Origin of the sequence: Microbacterium sp. che218, from assembly GCF_040436305.1 — a bacterium.
Lineage (GTDB): Bacteria > Actinomycetota > Actinomycetes > Actinomycetales > Microbacteriaceae > Microbacterium > Microbacterium algihabitans.
Genome location: NZ_AP031501.1, coordinates 2,290,840 through 2,307,677, shown reverse-complemented (window position 1 = coordinate 2,307,677; position 16,838 = coordinate 2,290,840). Strand labels below are relative to the sequence as shown.

Genomic DNA, 16,838 nt, shown 5'->3' with positions numbered 1-16,838 from the left:
CGGGCGCGCGCGGGATGCGGGATGCGACTCAGCGGGCTCGGCGACGCGTGCGCCAGGCCTTCCACGCTCCGGTCGACCAGAGCGCCCAGACGACCAGCAGGGGCTGAAAGAGCAGGCGGATGCCTCGGGCGAGGTCGGTGTCGAGGCCGAAGGCGTCGGTGCCCCGGACGAACTGCTCGATGTTGCCGGGGAAGATCGCGACGAAGAAGGCCGCGACGATCCAGCCGACGGCGACGCGCCAGCGGCCGAGGAAGAGGAGGGCGAGTCCCAGCGCGATCTCGACGACGCCGGATGCCACGACCGTGACATCCACCGGAAGCGGAAGCCATGACGGCACCTGAGCGACGAAGTCGTCACGGGCGAACGTCAAGTGCGCGGTGCCGGTGAAGACGAGTGCGGCACCGAGCAGCCAGCGGGCGAAGGTGCGGGGGAAGCTCATCCTCCGAGGGTAGGCGGGCTGTGCGGGACCGCGGAGCGCGGGGGCGCGCGGCCGCCGGCGCCACCCCCGCTCGCGCGGCCGTCAGCGCCGCAGGATGCGGTGCGCCAGCGCGTTTCCGATCAGTTGGCCGACCTGCACGATGACGACGATGATCGCGACCGTCACCCACGTCGCCTGCTGGTTGAACTGCTGGTAGCCGTAGATGATCGCGAAGTTGCCGAGCCCGCCGCCGCCGATGTATCCGGCCATCGCCGACATGTCGACGACCGCGATGAACATGAACGTATAGCCGAGGATCAGCGGGGCGAGCGCTTCGGGGATGACGACGCCGAACAGCACGCCGATGCGGCGCGCGCCCACGGCCCGAGCCGCTTCGACGGTTCCGGGGTCGACGGCCACGAGGTTCTGTTCGACGACGCGGGCGATCACGACCGTGGCCATGATCGTGATGGGCACGATCGCGGCATCCGTCCCCAGGGTCGATCCCGTCACGGCACGGGTGACCGGGGCGACCGCGGTGAGGAAGATGATGAACGGGATCGGCCGGATGAGGTTGATCACCAGGTTCGCGACGAAGAACACGACGCGGTTGGCGAAGAGGTTGCCCGGCCGCGTGGCGTACAGCAGCGCCCCGATCGCGAGGCCCGCGACGCCGGAGATGGCCAGCGAGACGGCGACCATGTAGACGGTCTCGCCGATCGACTGCAGCAGCACCGGGGTGAGGGTGTCCCACTTGTTCACGCGGTCACCTCCCGAACGGGCACGGTGACGTCGGTGTGCGCGCGCAGCTCCGCCACGACGGCCGGGAGGTCGTCGATGTGCACGCGGTAGGTGAGGGTGCCGAGCTGCCGGCCCAGCACGTCGGTCACCCCGCCGTAGACGACGGAATGGCGCACGCCGTGGCGGTGGAACACGGCCGAGACGTCTTCGCTGGAGAACTCGTTGATCTCGACGCTCACCAGGTCGCCGCCGCCCGCGGCGAGCGCGGTCAGCGCCTCGCCCGAGGGGACGCCCTGGGTGACGGCCGCCACGAAACGCTTCGTGAGCTCGGCGCGCGGGTGTGCGAACACGCGGTAGGTGTCGCCGCTGTCGACGACGCGGCCGCCGTCCATCACGACGACCTGGTCGCACAGCTCGTGCACGATCGAGATCTGGTGCGTGATGACGACGATCGTGATGCCCAGGCGCCGGTTAATCTCGCGCAGCAGGTCGAGCACCTCGGCCGTGGTCTGCGGGTCGAGGGCACTGGTCGCCTCGTCGGCGAGCAGGATGCGCGGGTCGGTCGCGATCGCCCGCGCGATGCCCACGCGCTGCTTCTGCCCGCCCGACAGGCGCCGCGGGTACTGCTTCGCCTTGTCGCCGATCCCCACGAAGTCGAGCAGCTCGGCCACGCGCTTGTCGCGGTCGGCCTTCTTCCACCCCGCCACCTTCAGCGGGTACGCGACGTTGGCCGCGACCGTGCGCGAGGTGAAGAGGTTGAACTGCTGGAAGATCATGCCCACGCGGCGCCGCAGGTCGCGCAGCGTCGACTCGCTGGCATCCCCCACATCCACGCCCAGCACCTCGACGGTGCCCGACGTCGGCTGCTCGAGCCCGTTGAGGAGCCGCACGAGCGTCGATTTGCCCGCCCCGGAGTACCCGATGATCCCGACGATCGACCCCTCCTCCACCGTCAGCGACACGTCGTCGACGGCGGTGGTGGAGGTGCGGCGATCGGTGCGGAAGCTCTTGGTGACCCCCCGCAGCTCGATGACCGCGGTCATCCGTTCTGCGCCTTGACGGCATCCTCGAGGCTCGTGAGCTCCTCGGTCAGCTGCGCGCCGGTCCACTCGGTCTTGAACTGCAGGTTGCCCTGGTTGAGCTCGGTCACCGCCGCCTCGACCTCGGGCGAGTGGTACGCCTCGACGAGCTTCGCCCAGCGAGGGTCGTCCTTCTTGTCGTCGCGCGTGACGAAGGCGTTGATGTACGGGGCGAGCTGCGGGTTGTCGAGGTCTTCCTTGAAGATGATGAGCTCGTCGCCGAGCCCGCCCTTCTGCGCCTGCGTGTTGTTGACGATCGCGGCCTGGGCGCTGCCGTCCTTGAGCGCGGTCACCGTCTGGTTCGTGTCGACGGGCAGCAGCTTCACCTTGGTCGACTCGATGTCGGCCGGCGTCGAGAGGGCGTTGCCGCCGTCCTTGAGGGTGAGCAGCCCCGCGGTCTGCAGGTTGAGCAGGCCGCGCGCGAGGTTGGTGGCGTTGTTGGGGATCGCCACGGTCGCACCCTCGGGCAGGTCTTTCACGTCGCGGTACTGCTCCGAGTACAGCGCCAGCGGGTACACCGCGGTCGCCCCGACCGGCACGAGCGAGCCGTTGTTCTCGACGTTGAACTGCGACAGGTAGATGAGGTGCTGGAAGAGGTTCACGTCGAGCTCGCCGTCTTGCACGCCCTGGTTGAGCTGCACGCCGTCGTTGATGGTGCGCACCTCGAGGTCGATGCCCTCGTCGGCGAGCTTCTGCTTCAGCACGGTCCAGTGCGCCTCAGTACCGTCATCGGCTCCGAGCACGATGCGGGAGGAGTCGTCCCCGGATGCCGCTCCCCCGGCGCAACCGGTCAGGGTCAGCATGAGGGCGGCGGCGGAAGCACTGAGGATCGTGGCCAGGCGTGCGGTGCGGCGTGAAGTCATGAGACCACGTCAGCACGCGGCATCCGGGATCGGAATTCGACGCGTTACGGCCGGTAACGGGCTGTCACGCGGGGTAATCGATTGGGCGGATGCCGCCGAGTGGGCGATGATCGCCGGCTTCACCGACCCGCGGGCTCACAGCGAAGGCGTAGCCTGGACAGCGATGTCACGGGATGAAAACGCGCGTAAGAGATTGTCCCGGAACAGCCCCCAGGGTCTGGTCGTCGCGATCCTGGCCCTCGCCGGCCTGTGTTCGTCGTTCATGTTCACCCTCGTGGTGCCGATTCAATCGCAGCTGCCGCAGCTCTTGAACGCCTCGCGCGACGACACCGCCTGGGTCGTGACCTCGACGCTGCTGGCAGCGGCCGTCATCACCCCCATCGCGGGCCGCCTCGGCGACATGTACGGCAAGCGCCGCATCGTGCTGGTGCTGCTGGTCGTGATGATGCTCGGCTCGGTGGTCGCCGCGCTCTCGACCGGGATCATCGGCATGATCATCGGGCGTGCGCTGCAGGGCGCCGTGGTCGGCGTGGTGCCGCTGGGCATCTCGATCATGCGCGACGTGCTGCACGAGAACCGCGTCGACAGCGCGATCGCCCTCATGAGCGCGACGCTCGGTGTCGGCGGCGCCCTGGGGCTGCCGATCAGCGCGCTCGTGGCCGAGAACACCGACTGGCACTGGCTGTTCTGGATCGCCGGCGCCCTCGGCGCGATCGTCTTCGTGCTGATCCTCTGGATCGTCCCCGTCAGCGTGCTGCGCACCGCCGGACGCTTCGACTACCTCGGTGCCTTCGGCCTCGCGATCGGTCTGATCGGCGTGCTCCTGGCCGTCTCGCGCGGCAACTCGTGGGGCTGGACGTCGCCGCTGACGCTCGGCCTCGCCATCGGCGGCATCCTCGTCCTGCTCGTGTGGGGCTGGTACGAGCTGCGCGTCGACAATCCGCTGCTCGACCTCCGCGTCGCCGCGCGCCGCCCGGTGCTGCTCACCAACCTGGCATCCGTCGCCATGGGCTTCGCCCTCTTCACCTCGAACGTCGCGTATCCGCAGATGCTCGAGCTGCCGGTCGCCACCGGCGTCGGCCTCGGCCTGTCGCTGCTGGCCGCGAGCCTCGTGGTCATGCCCTCGGGCCTGGTGATGATGGTGCTCTCGCCCATCTCGGGCACCCTCGCCCGCACGATCGGGCCGCGCGTGCTGCTGATCGCCGGCTCGATCTCGCTGATCCTCGCCTACGGCTTCAGCCTGGTCTTCTCGACCGAGGTCTGGCACTTCGTCGTCGCGAACATCCTCATCGGCTTCGGCATCGGGTTCGGGTACGCCGCCATGCCCATGCTCATCATGCGCGCCGTTCCGCCGAGCGAGACGGGCGCCTCGAACGGCCTCAACGCCCTCGCCCGTTCGCTGGGCACGAGCACCGCCGCCGCGATCGTCGGCGTCGTGCTCGCGACGCTATCGACCGGTTCGGGTGAGACGCGCGTGCCGACCTCGCAGGCGTTCCAGGTGTCGTTCCTCATGGGTATCGGGGCTGCGGCCATCGCGCTGGTGCTGGCCCTGCTGATCCCCACGCGGTCGACGCCGGTCGAAAAGCACCCGTCGCTGCCCTGAGTCACGCCCCCTCTTGCCGAGGAATGCCGGCGGGACGATGATGATCCCGTCGAGCAAAGGAGCTGACGTGGCGGGCAAATTCGAGCTCTACAAATCCCCCAACGGCCAATTCCGCTTTCGCCTGAAAGCAGCGAACGGTGAGATCATCGCGAGTTCCGAGGCCTATACGACCAAAGCGGCCGCGGCGAACGGCATTGAGTCGGTGAAGAAGAATGCGGATTCGGCGATCGTCGATCTGACCTGAGGCCCACGCCTCAGGCGAGCAACCGCGCCAGGGTGCCGGACGCCCCGGATCGTCGGGGGCGGTCGCGACCACCGCGCACGCGGGCGCCATGGTCAGCGACCGGACAGTGCCCGTTTGTGAGCGGATCGGAGCCTGGTCCGAGTGTTGAGTCGGTGGCGGACGCCGATGCGGCTTCGACGTAGCCGGCTTCGCAGCAGGACACATGGTGCGTCAGCGTCGAGACATCGAGCTCCCCCGAGTTCGTCGACGGTGCCATGATCAGGCCATGGGAACACCACAGGCAGCGCCGGCTGTCCGCCGGTGGGCGCCGCCGCCGTGGGGTGGGAACGGGTGGACTCTCGCCGTGGCTCAGCTTGCGGCCGCGGGCATCCTGATCCCGTTCGTCGCAGCGGCTTCGCTTTGGTCGATGTGGACGGAGTACGACGGCTTGCTCACGATCATCGGGATGGTCGTCTTGCCGGTCGTCGTGTCGATGGCCTCGGTGGCAGCGGGTCTGATCGTCGGCCTCCCGATCCGCCTCATTCCTCCGGTCCGGCGATGGTGGCTGTCGCATGGCGGAGCGACGCTCGGTGTTGCGTGCTCGGGCCTGGCGGTCGTCGTTCTCGGAACGATCCTCGTGCGTACGACCGCTGATGCAGGCGCATCGGAGCAGAGCGCGTGGCTCGTTCTCCTGGTCGGCTGGGCGGTCTTCTGCCTCGGCACGCTCCACCTCGTCTGGCCGAAGCGATGGGACGGCGCTTCCGCACGACGGAAAATCCGTGCGCCGGCGAGTGACCGCCGGTCTCAGTCGAGCAGCAGCGCCGGCTCCTCGAGCACGGATGCCACATCCGCGATGAACCGCGAGATCCCGTCGCCGTCGACCACGCGGTGATCGAACGAGCCCGACACCGTGGTCACCCAGCGGGGGCGCACCTCGCCGTCGACGACCCACGGCTTCTGGCGGATCGCGCCGAGCGCGATGATGCCGGCCTCACCGGGGTTGATGATCGGGGTGCCGGCATCCACTCCGAACACACCGATGTTGGTGATCGTGAAGGTGCCGCCGGTCTGGTCGGCGGGGCTGGTCTTGCCCTCGCGCGCGGTGAGCGTGAGGTTCTCGAGCGCCTTGGCGAGTTCGCGTGTGTTCATCGACTGCGCGTCCTTGATGTTCGGCACGAGCAGGCCGCGGGGGGTCGCTGCGGCGATACCGAGGTTGACGTAGTGGCGCACCGAGATCTGCGCGCCGTCTTCGGTGTCGACCCACGCGGCGTTGATCATCGGCGTGCGCCGCAGGGCCCAGATCACGGCGCGCGCCATGATCAGCAGCGGCGAGATCTTCACGTCGGCGAAGTCGGGCGAGGCCTTGAGGCGCTTGACGAGCTCCATCGTGCGCGAGGCGTCGACGTCGACCCACACCGACACGTGCGGCGCCGAGTACGCGCTCGAGGTCATCGCGTTGGCGGTCGCCTTGCGCACGCCGCGGACGGGGATCGACTCCTCGCGGGCGTCGGCGGCCGGGGCGGGGGCGGATGCCGCGGGGGCGGGCGCTGCGGGAGCGGCCACCGCGATCGTCTCCTCGCGCACGGCGCCCCACTCGGGCGTCTCGATGTTGCGGAAGACGCTGGCCTGCTCGGCGTGCTTCACGACGTCGTCGCGGGTCACCTCACCGGCGGGTCCGCTGGGCGTGACGGCCGACAGGTCGACGCCGAGGTCGCGGGCGAGCTTGCGGATCGGGGGTTTGGCGACGACACCGACGGACGCCTTCACGGGGCGCTCGGCGGACGGTCCCTGAGCCTGTCGAAGGGTGCGGCGCCGCGACGACACCGCTCCGCCTGTGCCGTACCCGACGAGCACGGCCCCGCCGGGGTCGCTGGGCTCGGGAACGCTCACCGGTTCTGCGGGGGCCGGGGTGCCGGCATCCGCCGATCCGATCGTGATGATCGGGGCGCCGACCTCGACGGTGGCGCCCTCGGATGCCAGGAGCTCGCCGACCGTGCCCGAGTAGGGCGACGGCAGCTCGACGAGCGACTTGGCCGTCTCGATCTCGACGATCACGTCGTTGACGGCGACGGAGTCACCGGGCGCCACGCGCCACTGCACGATCTCGGCCTCGGTGAGGCCTTCTCCGACGTCGGGGAGAACGAAGGTCTGCTCGGTCACGGTGGTGTCCTTTGCTCGCGAGACTTCATCTCGCTGACGAAACGGTGACAGGCTGTCGCGGATTCGTCAGCGAGTTGCAGTCTCGCGGTTCATGGCGGGGAGAGGAAGAGCGGGTCAGTACGCCAGAGACCGGTCGACGGCCTCGAGGATGCGGTCGGCGTCGGGCAGATAGGTGCCCTCGAGCTTCGCGGGCGGGAAGGGCACGTCGAAGCCCGAGACCCGCAGCACGGGCGCCTCGAGCGCGAAGAAGGCCTTCTCCATGACGGTCGCGGCGATCTCGGAGCCGAGCGAGGTGAAGCCCGGCGCCTCCTGCGCGTAGACCATGCGGCCGGTGCGGCGCACCGAGTCGAGCAGGGGGCCGTAGTCGACGGGCGAGAGCGATCGCAGGTCGATAACCTCGCAGCTCGTCCCCTCGCTCTCGGCGAGCGCTGCGGCCTGCAGCAGGGTCGTGACCATCGCGCCGTGACCGACGAGCGTGACGTCGGTGCCGCGGCGCACGACGCGGCTCGCGTGCAGCGGCAGCGCGGGGGCCTCGAGGTCGACCTCGCCCTTCTGCCAGTACTTGGCCTTGGGCTCGAGGAAGACGATGGGGTCGGGCGAGGCGATCGCCTGCTGCATCATCCAGTAGGCGTCGTTCGCGTTCGAGGGGCTCACCACGCGCAGACCCGGGGTGTGCGTGAAGTACGCCTCGGGGCTCTCTTGGTGGTGCTCGACCGCGCCGATGTGTCCGCCGTAGGGGATGCGGATGACGACGGGCATGCGCACCCCACCCTCGTGGCGGTTCGTGATCTTCGCCAGCTGCGAGGTGATCTGGTCGAAGGCGGGGAAGACGAAGCCGTCGAACTGGATCTCGAGCACCGGCTTGAAGCCGCCCATCGCGAGACCGATCGCCGTGCCGACGATTCCCGACTCCGCGAGCGGCGAGTCGATGACCCGGCGCGGACCGAAGTCCTTCTGCAGGCCCTCGGTCACGCGGAAGACGCCGCCGAGCGGACCGATGTCCTCACCCATGAGCAGCACGCGGTCGTCGGTCTCGAGCGCACGACGGAGTCCGGCGTTCAACGCGCGGCTGATCGGCATGTTGTCGGTCACTGCGCGCCCCCTTCCATCGAGGCCTCGTAGTCGTCGAGCCAGCGCTGCTCCTCGGCGATCAGCGCGTGGGCTTCGGAGTACACGCTCTCGAACATGTGCACGCGCGGGATGCCGCCGAGCTCGTTCGTGCGCACGCGCACGTCGTCGGCGAGGGCCGCGCCCTCGGCATCCGCGTCGTCGAAGAACTGCTGCGGGGCGCCGCGGCCTTCGAGGTAGGCGCGCATGCGGGCGATCGGGTCGCGCTGCGCCCACGCCTTCTCTTCGTCGGAGGTGCGGTACTTGGTGGGGTCGTCGCTCGTGGTGTGCGCGCCCATGCGGTAGGTCATCGCCTCGATCGCGCGGGGACCGCCGCCGGCGCGCGCCTCGTCGAGGGCGAGCTTCGACACGGCGTAGCTCGCGAGCACGTCGTTGCCGTCGACCTGCAGGCTCGGGATGCCGTAGCCCTCACCGCGCTTGTACAGCGGCGAGCGCGACTGCGTCGCGACCGGCACCGAGATGGCCCACTGGTTGTTCTGCAGGAAGAACACCTCGGGGGTCTGGAAGCTCGCGGCGAAGACCATGGCCTCGTGCACGTCGCCCTGGCTCGAGGCGCCGTCGCCGTAGTAGACGATCACGGCCTCGTCGCGCTCGGGGTCTCCGGTGCCGCTCTTGCCGTCGAACACCAGGCCCATCGCCAGGCCCGTGGCGTGCAGCGTCTGCGCACCGAGCACGAGCGTGTAGATGTGCGTGTTGCCGTTCTTGGGGTCTGTCGGGTCCCACCCGCCGTGGGTGAGTCCGCGCATGAGGCGGATGATGTCGAGCGGGTCGACGCCGCGGATGCGGGTGACCACGTGCTCGCGGTACGAGGGGAAGACGTGATCCTGCGCGCGGGCCGCACGAGCGGAGCCGACCTGCGCGGCCTCTTGCCCGAAGGACGGCGGCCACAGGGCGAGCTGCCCCTGGCGCTGCAGGTTGGTGGCCTGCACGTCGAACGCGCGGATCGAGACCATGTCGCGGTAGAAGGTCTCGAGTTCGGCGTCGGTCAGGGCGTCGATGAGCGGCAGGTAGCGCTCGGCGGCGGGCGTGGGCGCCAGCGTGCCGTCGGCTGCCAGAACGCGCACGAGAGCGGGGTCGTCGAGCGGGGTCATGAACCCACGCTAACGCGCGACCTATGCGCGAGACCGCATGAGGTGCACAACGGATGCCGCGATTCGGCGTGGAGGTCGGACAAAGAGAGGCCGTGCTGCGCCGCCGGGGCCTCTGCGGGTCCCGGGCCCTTCGACAAGCTCAGGGACCTTTGAGCGCGAGGTGGCTGAGCATGTCGAAGCCACCGGGGCACAGCGGGTGTCGGGCCCTTCGACAAGCTCAGGGACCTCGGACGGCGAGGTGGCTGAGCCTGTCGAAGCCACCGCGGCCTCCGCGGGTCCCGGGCCCTTCGACAAGCTCAGGGACCTTTGAGCGCGAGGTGGCTGAGCCTGTCGAAGCCACCGGGGCACCGCGGGTCTCGGGCCCTTCGACAAGCTCAGGGACCTCGGACGGCGAGGTGGCTGAGCCTGTCGAAGCCACCGGGGCACCGCGGGTCCCGGACCCTTCGACAAGCTCAGGGACCTCGGACGGCGAGGTGGCTGAGCCTATCGAAGCCACCGCGGCCTCCGCGGGTCTCGGGCCCTTCGACAAGCTCAGGGACCTGTGCGGCGCGGGGCCGTCGCGGCGGCGACCTCGACCACGCGGTCGAGCGACTCTTCTTCGCCGATCGAGATGCGGATGCCGTCTCCCGCGAACGGACGCACGATCAGGCCCGCCTCCTCGAACGCCGCGGCGACCTCGAGCGTGCGCTCGCCCGCCGCGAGCCAGACGAAGTTGCCCTGCGCGTCGGGGACGTCCCAGCCGCTCTCGCGCAGGCGGTCGACCAGTCGGTCGCGGCGCTCGGCGATGACCGAGACGCGGTGCAGAAGCTCGCTCTCGGCGTCGAGGCTGGCCAGCGCCGCCGCCTCACCGGCCGCGGTGACCGACAGCGGAATGGCGGTGCTGCGCGCGGCGTCGAGCACGCGCGTGTGACCGATCGCGTAGCCGACGCGCAGGCCCGCCAGCCCGTAGGCCTTCGAGAAGGTGCGGAGCATCACGATGTTGGGCCGGGCGAGCACCGCGCGCACGCGGCCGCCCTCGACCGAGGTCGCGTCGGTGACGAACTCGGCGTACGCCTCGTCGAGCACGATCAGCACGTCGCGCGGCACCTCGTCGACGAACGCGGCGAACTCGTCGTAGCCGACGGTGGGGCCGGTGGGGTTGTTGGGGCTGCAGACGATCACCAGACGCGTGCGGTCGGTGATCGCGGCGGCCATCGCGGGCAGGTCGTGACGCGCGTCGGCGGTCAGCGGCACCTGCACGCTCGTCGCCCCCGACACCGCGACGAGCGAGGGGTAGGCCTCGAACGAGCGCCAGGCGTAGACGACCTCGTCGCCGGGGCCCGAGGTGGCCAGCAGCAGCTGGGCGAGGATCGACACGCTGCCGGCGGCGACGTGCACCTCGTCGGGCGAGACGCCGTACCGTGCGGCGAGACGCTCGCGCAGGCGCGAGGCCGTGGCATCCGGATACCGGTTGAAGGCCCCCGTGGCCCGCACCGCGTCGAGAACGCCGGGGAGCGGTTCGAAGGGGTTCTCGTTGCTCGAGAGCTTGAACGCGTCGGGGCTCGCCTGGCGGCCCTGCCGGTACGCGGGCAGCGCGGCGATCTCGGGGCGGATGCGGGGCAGAACCGACTCTTCACTCACATCCGCGAGCCTAACCGGGCGGGGGCTGCCGATGTCAGGGGTGCGTGCCACGATGGGGCCATGCGCTTCGTCGTCCGCGTCGCCGTCAACGCCTTCGCCATCTGGATCGTCACGCTGCTGCCCGCTCTGCAGGTGCGGCTCATCCCGTTCGCCCCGGGCGAGTGGCTGCAGGTGCTGCTCACCGTGCTGCTGGTCGGGCTCATCTTCGCGCTGGTCAACACCATCGTCGGCACGGTGGTGAAGATCGTCGCGTTCCCGCTCTACATCCTCACGCTCGGGCTCATCTCGCTCGTCATCAACGGCTTCCTGCTGTGGCTGACGGCGATCATCACCGAGAACTGGGACTGGGGCCTGCGCACCGGGGAGTTCTGGCTCACGGTCGTCGCCGCTCTTCTGATCGGCATCATCAACGCGCTGCTGGGCGGCCTGTTCCGGCCACGGCGCGAAGAGCGCGATCGCCGCTGATGCGCTGGGGGCGCATCCCCGCCATGATGGAGGGATGACTGCGAATCCCGACGCGCCCTTCCGCGTCGTGTTCGTCTGCAGCGGCAACATCTGTCGCTCCCCCATGGCCGAAGTCGTCTTCCGTCGGATCGCGGATGCCACGGGCCTCGGCTCCCACGTGGTCTCGAGCTCCGCGGGCACCGGCGACTGGCACGTGGGCGAGCGCGCCGACCATCGCACGCTCGCCGCCCTCGACCGCCTCGGATACGACGGATCCGCGCATCGCGCGCGGCAGTTCCAGTACTCCGACTTCGAGCGCAACGACCTCGTCGTCGCCCTCGACCGCAGCCACGAGCGCGTCCTGCGCGGCTGGGCCCGCGACGACGACGACGCCGACAAGATCGCTCTGCTGCAGTCGTTCCTCCCCGACGCCGAGACCCTCGACGTGCCCGACCCCTACTACGCCGGGCCGCCGATGTTCGACGAGGTGCTCGGTATGATCGAACGCGCCAGCAGGGCCCTGTTCCGGCAGCTCGAGCCCGCCATCCGTTCCGCGAGCTGACCGCTCGCGCGACCACCGGGAGACCCGTGTCCTCTCTGCCCCCGCAGCCCCTCAGCCCGCTCGACGGCCGCTATTTCGCCACCGTCGCAGAACTCGGCGACTACCTGTCGGAGGCCGGACTCAACCGCGCCCGCGTCGAGGTCGAGGTCGAGTGGCTGCTCGCCCTCACCGACCGGTCGCTCTTCGGCACCTCCCCCGTCTCCGACGCCGACCGTGCGCGCCTGCGCGCCCTCTACGAGGAGTTCGGCGCCGACGAGATCGCGTGGCTGAAAGAGAAAGAGGCGGTCACCCGCCACGACGTCAAGGCCGTCGAGTACCTCGTGCGCGACCGCCTCGACACCCTGGGCCTCACCGCCCTCGCCGAGCTGACCCACTTCGCGTGCACGAGCGAAGACATCAACTCCACCGCCTACGCCCTCACCGTGCAGCGCGCGGTCGAGCGCGTGTGGCTGCCGAAGCTCCGCTCGGTCACCGCCGCCCTCACCGAGCTCGCGCAGCAGCACCGCGACGCCGCGATGCTCTCACGCACGCACGGCCAGCCCGCCACGCCCACCACGATGGGCAAAGAGATCGGCGTGTTCGCGTGGCGCCTCGAGCGCGTCATCCGTCAGCTCGACGCCGGGGAGTACCTCGCGAAGTTCTCGGGTGCCACCGGCACCTGGTCGGCGCACGTCGCCGCCGAGCCCGACGTCGACTGGCCCGAGCTGACGCGGGAGTTCATCGAGTCGCTCGGCCTGGGCTTCAACCCGGTCACCACGCAGATCGAATCGCACGACTGGCAGGTCGAGCTGTACGACCGCGCGCGTCACGCTGGCGGCATCCTGCACAACCTCGCCACCGACATCTGGACCTACATCTCGCTCGGGTACTTCACCCAGATCCCCGTCGCGGGAGCCACCGGTTCGTCGACGATGCCGCACAAGATCAACCCGATCCGCTTCGAGAACGCCGAGGCGAACCTCGAGATCGCCGGCGGATTGTTCGGCACCCTGGCATCCACCCTCGTCACCAGCCGCATGCAGCGCGACCTCACCGACTCCACGACCCAGCGCAACATCGGCGTCGCCTTCGGCCACTCGCTGCTCGCGCTCGACAACCTGCAGCGGGGTCTGACCGAGATCTCGCTCGCCGAAGACGTGCTGCTGGCCGACCTCGACGTGAACTGGGAAGTGCTCGCCGAGGCGATCCAGACCGTCGTGCGCGCCGAGATCGCCGCGGGTCGCTCGCAGATCACCGACCCGTACGCCCTGCTGAAAGACCTCACGCGCGGACGCCGCGTCGGCGGGCCCGAGCTCGCGGAGTTCGTGCGCGGCCTCGACATCGGCGACGCCGCGAAGCAGCGCCTGCTCGCGCTGACTCCCGCCGCCTACGCGGGCCTGGCGTCGCAGGTGGTCGACGCGCTGTAACCCGCCCCGTGCGTGCCGGGCGCCATGCCCGGTTGAGTGTCCACCACACGCCGCACGCTCGCGCCCGGTGCGGCGTGTCCTGGACACTCAACGGGTAACGGCGACCCGGCGCTCGCCTTCGCGTTGAGTGTGGGCGCGACAACCTGTCGAACGCACACCCCGGGCACGCGGATGCCGCGGGAGCCGACGCGGCAGAATAGATGCCGTGCGCGCGATGATCATGGACGCCCTGGCCGAACCGCTCGAGGTGCGGGAGGTCGAGTCCCCCACGGCGCCCGACGGCGGCGTGGTCGTCGAGGTGCACGCGACGGGCCTGTGCAAGAGCGACTGGCACGCCTGGGTCGGGCACGACGACGTCGCCCTGCCCCACGTTCCGGGGCACGAACTGGCCGGACTGATCGTCGAGGTCGGCGCGGGCGTTCAGCGCTGGAGCGTCGGCGACCGTGTGACGGTGCCGTTCGTCATGGGGTGCGGGGCGTGCGAGTGGTGCCTGAGCGGCAACGCGCAGGTGTGCCCCGACCAGCAGCAACCCGGCTTCACGCAGTGGGGCAGCTTCGCCGAGCGCGTGGTGCTGCGCGCGGCCGACACGAACGTCGTGCGGATTCCGGATGACGTGTCGTTCGAGGCCGCCGCGGCCCTCGGCTGCCGCTTCGCCACGGCGTACCGCGCGCTGACCGGACGCGCGCGCGTGCAGGCCGGCGAGTGGATCACCGTGGTCGGCGCGGGCGGGGTGGGCCTCAGCGCTGTGATGATCGGCGTGGCGCTCGGCGCACGCGTCATCGCCGTCGACCGCACGGCCGCCGCCCTCGAGGCAGCGAAACGACTCGGCGCCGAGCACGTGGTGGTGGCCGATGGCGCCGACATCCCCGCCGCCGTGCACGAGATCACCGGCGGCGGAAGCCACGTCTCGGTCGACGCGGTCGGCAGCGCCCAGACCGCGCGCGACGCCGTGCTGAGCCTGCGCCGCCGCGGCCGTCACGTGCAGATCGGCCTCCTGCCCACCGACGACGGAATGACCCGGATGCCGATGGCCCGCGTCATCGCGTGGGAGCTCGACCTGCTCGGCAGCCACGGCATGGCCGCCGCGGACTACCCCGAGATGTTGTCGCTCATCGAGAGCGGCGCCCTGCGCCCGCAGGAGCTCATCGAGCGCGTCGTCGGACTCGGCGAAGCGGCCGACCTGCTGCCCACGATGGACTCGGCGTCGCCCGCGGGCATGACGATGATCGACCCGCGCCGCGCGTAGCGGCGGTCGGGGTCAGGCCTTCGGCGCCTCGGGGGTGCTGTCGGTCGAGGCGGCGGGCTTCGCCGGGGCCTCGGTCGTCGCGGAGGCGCCGGGTGCCGCGGCATCCGGAGCGTCCTTCGGAAGCAGCAGCGGACGATCGACCGTCGCGGTCACCTTCGAGGGGTCGACGGCGAGCAGCAGCAGCGCGAGCGAGACGAGCGTGATGATGAACGTCGCGCCGGCGGCGACGAGGCCGACGACGAGGGCGCGCTGGATCTCGTCGGCGGGACGCGTCTGGAAGAAGCCCATCGACATCAGCGTGACGAAACCCGCGAACAGCGCCGCGATGAAGGCGAGGCCGAGAAGCTGAACGGGCTTCATCAGGTCGCGACGGGTGGTGGGCTTGTCGGCGGGCTTGTCGGTCACGACGCGGCCTCCTCGGGGGATGCGGCCGGAACGGGTTCGGGGCGACGAGGCGAGAAGCCGGCGATCGCGAGGAACACGGCGACGACCGCCGCGTACCCGCCGAAGAGTCCTACGGCGATGGTGATGCCGGTGAGGGTGAACGACCCCGCGCCGGCGATGCTGTAGTCGAGTGCGTACTGCTGGAACGGCAGCAGAAGCGCCGCCCCCAGGACGAGGGTCACGATGCCGATGAGCACGCCGTCGCGCACGCCCGCCGTGCGGCCCGCCTTGCGGTCGCGGACCGCGCCGATGAGTTCGACGAGTCCGGACAGCAGCGCCCAGGCGACGACGACACCGAAGAAGAGGCCCGTCGTGCGCCAGGTGGTGACGCTGGCCACCAGGCCCGCGAGCACCGACACGACCGCGAGAAGGACGGGCGTCACGCGTTGCCCTGCCGGGGAGACGAGCCAGGCGGAGAGCCCGAAGACGAGGCCGGTCGCGAGGGCGAAGCCCGAGAAGACGCTCAGGCCGAGCGCCGCCGAGTGGTCTCCCGAGAACGTGATCATCGTCGCCGCGAGCGCCGCGAAAAGGGCGCGCGCCAACTGAACGTGTCGCGCGTCGAAGGCGCGAGCGGAAGAAGGAGTGGTCACGGAGGGCCCCGAAGAGACGGTGTCGATGCGATCCAGTCTATTCCTCGGCACCTGTGGCGAATATGTGGACGCTCGACGTCGAATCAGTCGACGAGTTCGCGCTCCCGCTGCTCGGCCAGGGTGCGTTCGACCGCCGCGGCGACGCGCTCGTCCTCGGCCTGCTGACGGCGACGGCGACGCTCGCGCAGCAGGCGCGGGCCGAAGACCGCGGCGGCGATGATCAGGGCGAGCACGAGCAGCAGGGGCCAGGGCACCGCCCACCCGGTGGTGGAGACGGTGATCGGATCGAGCGTCGAGATGGAGCCGGCGGCATCCGTGACGATCGGCGTCGCCGTGGTCGAGGCGATCAGCATGCCCATGGCGGCGACCGCCGGAACGCGCACGTCGCGCTCCCACGACTCGCCGGGCAGCAGCACGGGCGCCGCCGACTCGGGGACAGCCTCGGTGCGGGCGATGCCGAAGGGGCCGGTGACGGCGTCGGTCTCGTCAGCACCGAGCGAGACGTTGCCGGTGTTGTGCAGGCGGTAGTGCACCGTCGCATCGCCGGTCAGGAAGGGGATGACGCCGCCGTCCCAGTCGACGCGGAGGTCGTCGACGGCGAGCGCGGGGGCGAGGTCTCCCCCGACGCGGATGCCGGTGCGGATGCCGAGGCGACGATCGACGTTGACGCCTGTCGAGGCGTCGGCGACCGTGAGCGAGGTGACGACCCCGCCGGCGTAGTCGCCGGGGGTCGCGTTCGCGGGCACGTCGACCGAGAAGGGCACGTCGACGCTCTGACCGGCCGGGACCGACACGTGGCGCTGCGGCACGGTGATCCACGCGCCGACGCCGACCGACTGCTCGCCCGCGATGCGCAAATCGAGGGCACCCGTCGTGGTCGTGTACCCGTCGGCCGCGTACACGTCGAGCTCGACGGTCTCGGTGCCGCGGTTGGCGACGACGATGCCGTCGTCGAGGTGGCCACCGGGGTTGAGCGTGTAGCTGTAGTTCGTGCGGTCGGCGCCCAGCGCGTTCGACGAGGTGCGCACGGTCCAGGTCACGTCGTCGGTGGCGGCCAGGGCGGGCGAGGCGCTGAGCGCGGCGCCGCCGATCAGCGCGGCGGCGAGCGCGGTGGCGGCGGTGCGGCGCAACGACTGCGCGAGAAGGGGGAGACGGGTCATGGCAGGTCCTTCGGGTGGGACGCCGGCGGGGAGCGGAACTCCCCGCCGGCGCTGTTCGCT

General features: G+C 70.4%; 17 protein-coding genes. 6 read left to right on the top strand and 11 right to left on the bottom strand.

The genetic code is table 11. The features are described from left to right. Positions 1–28 precede the first annotated feature (28 nt). The 4 genes from ABXS86_RS10900 to ABXS86_RS10885 all read right to left on the bottom strand — a co-directional run bounded on the left by ABXS86_RS10900 (position 29) and on the right by ABXS86_RS10885 (position 3,101). Positions 29–439, bottom strand: coding sequence for a hypothetical protein (locus ABXS86_RS10900; protein ID WP_353664457.1), 411 nt, complete (start codon positions 437–439; stop codon positions 29–31). Between the two features lie 81 nt (positions 440–520). After that, complete coding sequence (locus ABXS86_RS10895; protein ID WP_144831245.1) at positions 521–1,180, bottom strand: methionine ABC transporter permease; 660 nt, start codon at positions 1,178–1,180, stop codon at positions 521–523. Beyond that, positions 1,177–2,202, bottom strand: coding sequence for a methionine ABC transporter ATP-binding protein (locus ABXS86_RS10890; RefSeq protein WP_353664456.1), 1,026 nt, complete (start codon positions 2,200–2,202; stop codon positions 1,177–1,179). The genes ABXS86_RS10895 and ABXS86_RS10890 overlap by 4 nt, the downstream gene beginning before the upstream one ends. Next, a complete protein-coding gene (locus ABXS86_RS10885) occupies positions 2,199–3,101 on the bottom strand; it encodes a MetQ/NlpA family ABC transporter substrate-binding protein (protein WP_186325448.1) in 903 nt (300 codons plus the stop codon). The genes ABXS86_RS10890 and ABXS86_RS10885 overlap by 4 nt, the downstream gene beginning before the upstream one ends. Positions 3,102–3,264: 163 nt before the next feature. Between ABXS86_RS10885 and ABXS86_RS10880 the strand changes: the two genes are divergently transcribed. Next, positions 3,265–4,704: an MFS transporter gene (locus ABXS86_RS10880; protein ID WP_353664455.1), complete on the top strand. Its 1,440-nt coding sequence runs from the start codon at positions 3,265–3,267 to the stop codon at positions 4,702–4,704. Positions 4,705–4,771: 67 nt separating this feature from the next. Beyond that, positions 4,772–4,948 (top strand): YegP family protein, encoded by a 177-nt coding sequence (locus tag ABXS86_RS10875; RefSeq protein ID WP_144831236.1) that lies wholly within the window; start codon positions 4,772–4,774, stop codon positions 4,946–4,948. A 783-nt stretch (positions 4,949–5,731) separates the two neighbouring features. Here the strand turns inward: ABXS86_RS10875 and ABXS86_RS10870 are convergent. The 4 genes from ABXS86_RS10870 to ABXS86_RS10855 form a co-directional block, all read right to left on the bottom strand. After that, positions 5,732–7,087 carry a dihydrolipoamide acetyltransferase family protein gene (locus ABXS86_RS10870; RefSeq protein WP_353664454.1) on the bottom strand — a complete coding sequence of 452 codons (1,356 nt, stop codon included), beginning with the start codon at positions 7,085–7,087 and terminating at the stop codon, positions 5,732–5,734. A gap of 114 nt (positions 7,088–7,201) precedes the next feature. Next, positions 7,202–8,167: an alpha-ketoacid dehydrogenase subunit beta gene (locus tag ABXS86_RS10865; protein ID WP_307213960.1), complete on the bottom strand. Its 966-nt coding sequence runs from the start codon at positions 8,165–8,167 to the stop codon at positions 7,202–7,204. A gap of 8 nt (positions 8,168–8,175) precedes the next feature. Continuing rightward, entirely contained in the window at positions 8,176–9,306 is a 1,131-nt protein-coding gene (locus ABXS86_RS10860; RefSeq protein WP_353664453.1) for a thiamine pyrophosphate-dependent enzyme, read from the bottom strand. A 531-nt stretch (positions 9,307–9,837) separates the two neighbouring features. After that, entirely contained in the window at positions 9,838–10,926 is a 1,089-nt protein-coding gene (locus tag ABXS86_RS10855) for a histidinol-phosphate transaminase (RefSeq protein WP_353664452.1), read from the bottom strand. 60 nt (positions 10,927–10,986) lie between these two features. On the opposite strand from ABXS86_RS10855, the gene ABXS86_RS10850 reads away from it, so the two are divergent. From ABXS86_RS10850 to ABXS86_RS10835, 4 genes are all read left to right on the top strand, one after another. After that, complete coding sequence (locus tag ABXS86_RS10850) at positions 10,987–11,391, top strand: phage holin family protein (protein WP_307207403.1); 405 nt, start codon at positions 10,987–10,989, stop codon at positions 11,389–11,391. Positions 11,392–11,425: 34 nt separating this feature from the next. Next, complete coding sequence (locus ABXS86_RS10845; protein WP_144831221.1) at positions 11,426–11,932, top strand: low molecular weight protein-tyrosine-phosphatase; 507 nt, start codon at positions 11,426–11,428, stop codon at positions 11,930–11,932. A gap of 26 nt (positions 11,933–11,958) precedes the next feature. Next, positions 11,959–13,338: an adenylosuccinate lyase gene (gene purB / locus ABXS86_RS10840; RefSeq protein ID WP_353664451.1), complete on the top strand. Its 1,380-nt coding sequence runs from the start codon at positions 11,959–11,961 to the stop codon at positions 13,336–13,338. 205 nt (positions 13,339–13,543) lie between these two features. Next, positions 13,544–14,584 carry a zinc-dependent alcohol dehydrogenase family protein gene (locus tag ABXS86_RS10835; RefSeq protein ID WP_353664450.1) on the top strand — a complete coding sequence of 347 codons (1,041 nt, stop codon included), beginning with the start codon at positions 13,544–13,546 and terminating at the stop codon, positions 14,582–14,584. A 12-nt stretch (positions 14,585–14,596) separates the two neighbouring features. Here the strand turns inward: ABXS86_RS10835 and ABXS86_RS10830 are convergent, their stop codons facing one another. The 3 genes from ABXS86_RS10830 to ABXS86_RS10820 all read right to left on the bottom strand — a co-directional run bounded on the left by ABXS86_RS10830 (position 14,597) and on the right by ABXS86_RS10820 (position 16,778). After that, the gene (locus tag ABXS86_RS10830; RefSeq protein ID WP_353664449.1) at positions 14,597–14,989 is read right to left on the bottom strand and encodes an amino acid transporter; all 393 of its coding nucleotides are present in this window, start codon (positions 14,987–14,989) and stop codon (positions 14,597–14,599) included. Then, a complete protein-coding gene (locus tag ABXS86_RS10825; RefSeq protein WP_353664448.1) occupies positions 14,986–15,618 on the bottom strand; it encodes an acyl-CoA synthetase in 633 nt (210 codons plus the stop codon). The genes ABXS86_RS10830 and ABXS86_RS10825 overlap by 4 nt, the downstream gene beginning before the upstream one ends. Positions 15,619–15,701: 83 nt before the next feature. Beyond that, the gene (locus ABXS86_RS10820) at positions 15,702–16,778 is read right to left on the bottom strand and encodes a WxL protein peptidoglycan domain-containing protein (protein ID WP_353664447.1); all 1,077 of its coding nucleotides are present in this window, start codon (positions 16,776–16,778) and stop codon (positions 15,702–15,704) included. Positions 16,779–16,838 lie beyond the last annotated feature (60 nt).

Coding starts and splice junctions, on each gene's coding strand:
- ABXS86_RS10900 (WP_353664457.1), bottom strand. CDS start 439: ATGAGCTTCCCCCGCACCTTCGCCCGCTGGCTGCTCGGTGCCGCACTC.
- ABXS86_RS10890 (WP_353664456.1), bottom strand. CDS start 2,202: ATGACCGCGGTCATCGAGCTGCGGGGGGTCACCAAGAGCTTCCGCACC.
- ABXS86_RS10885 (WP_186325448.1), bottom strand. CDS start 3,101: ATGACTTCACGCCGCACCGCACGCCTGGCCACGATCCTCAGTGCTTCC.
- ABXS86_RS10880 (WP_353664455.1), top strand. CDS start 3,265: ATGTCACGGGATGAAAACGCGCGTAAGAGATTGTCCCGGAACAGCCCC.
- ABXS86_RS10865 (WP_307213960.1), bottom strand. CDS start 8,167: ATGCCGATCAGCCGCGCGTTGAACGCCGGACTCCGTCGTGCGCTCGAG.
- ABXS86_RS10860 (WP_353664453.1), bottom strand. CDS start 9,306: ATGACCCCGCTCGACGACCCCGCTCTCGTGCGCGTTCTGGCAGCCGAC.
- ABXS86_RS10850 (WP_307207403.1), top strand. CDS start 10,987: ATGCGCTTCGTCGTCCGCGTCGCCGTCAACGCCTTCGCCATCTGGATC.
- ABXS86_RS10845 (WP_144831221.1), top strand. CDS start 11,426: ATGACTGCGAATCCCGACGCGCCCTTCCGCGTCGTGTTCGTCTGCAGC.
- ABXS86_RS10820 (WP_353664447.1), bottom strand. CDS start 16,778: ATGACCCGTCTCCCCCTTCTCGCGCAGTCGTTGCGCCGCACCGCCGCC.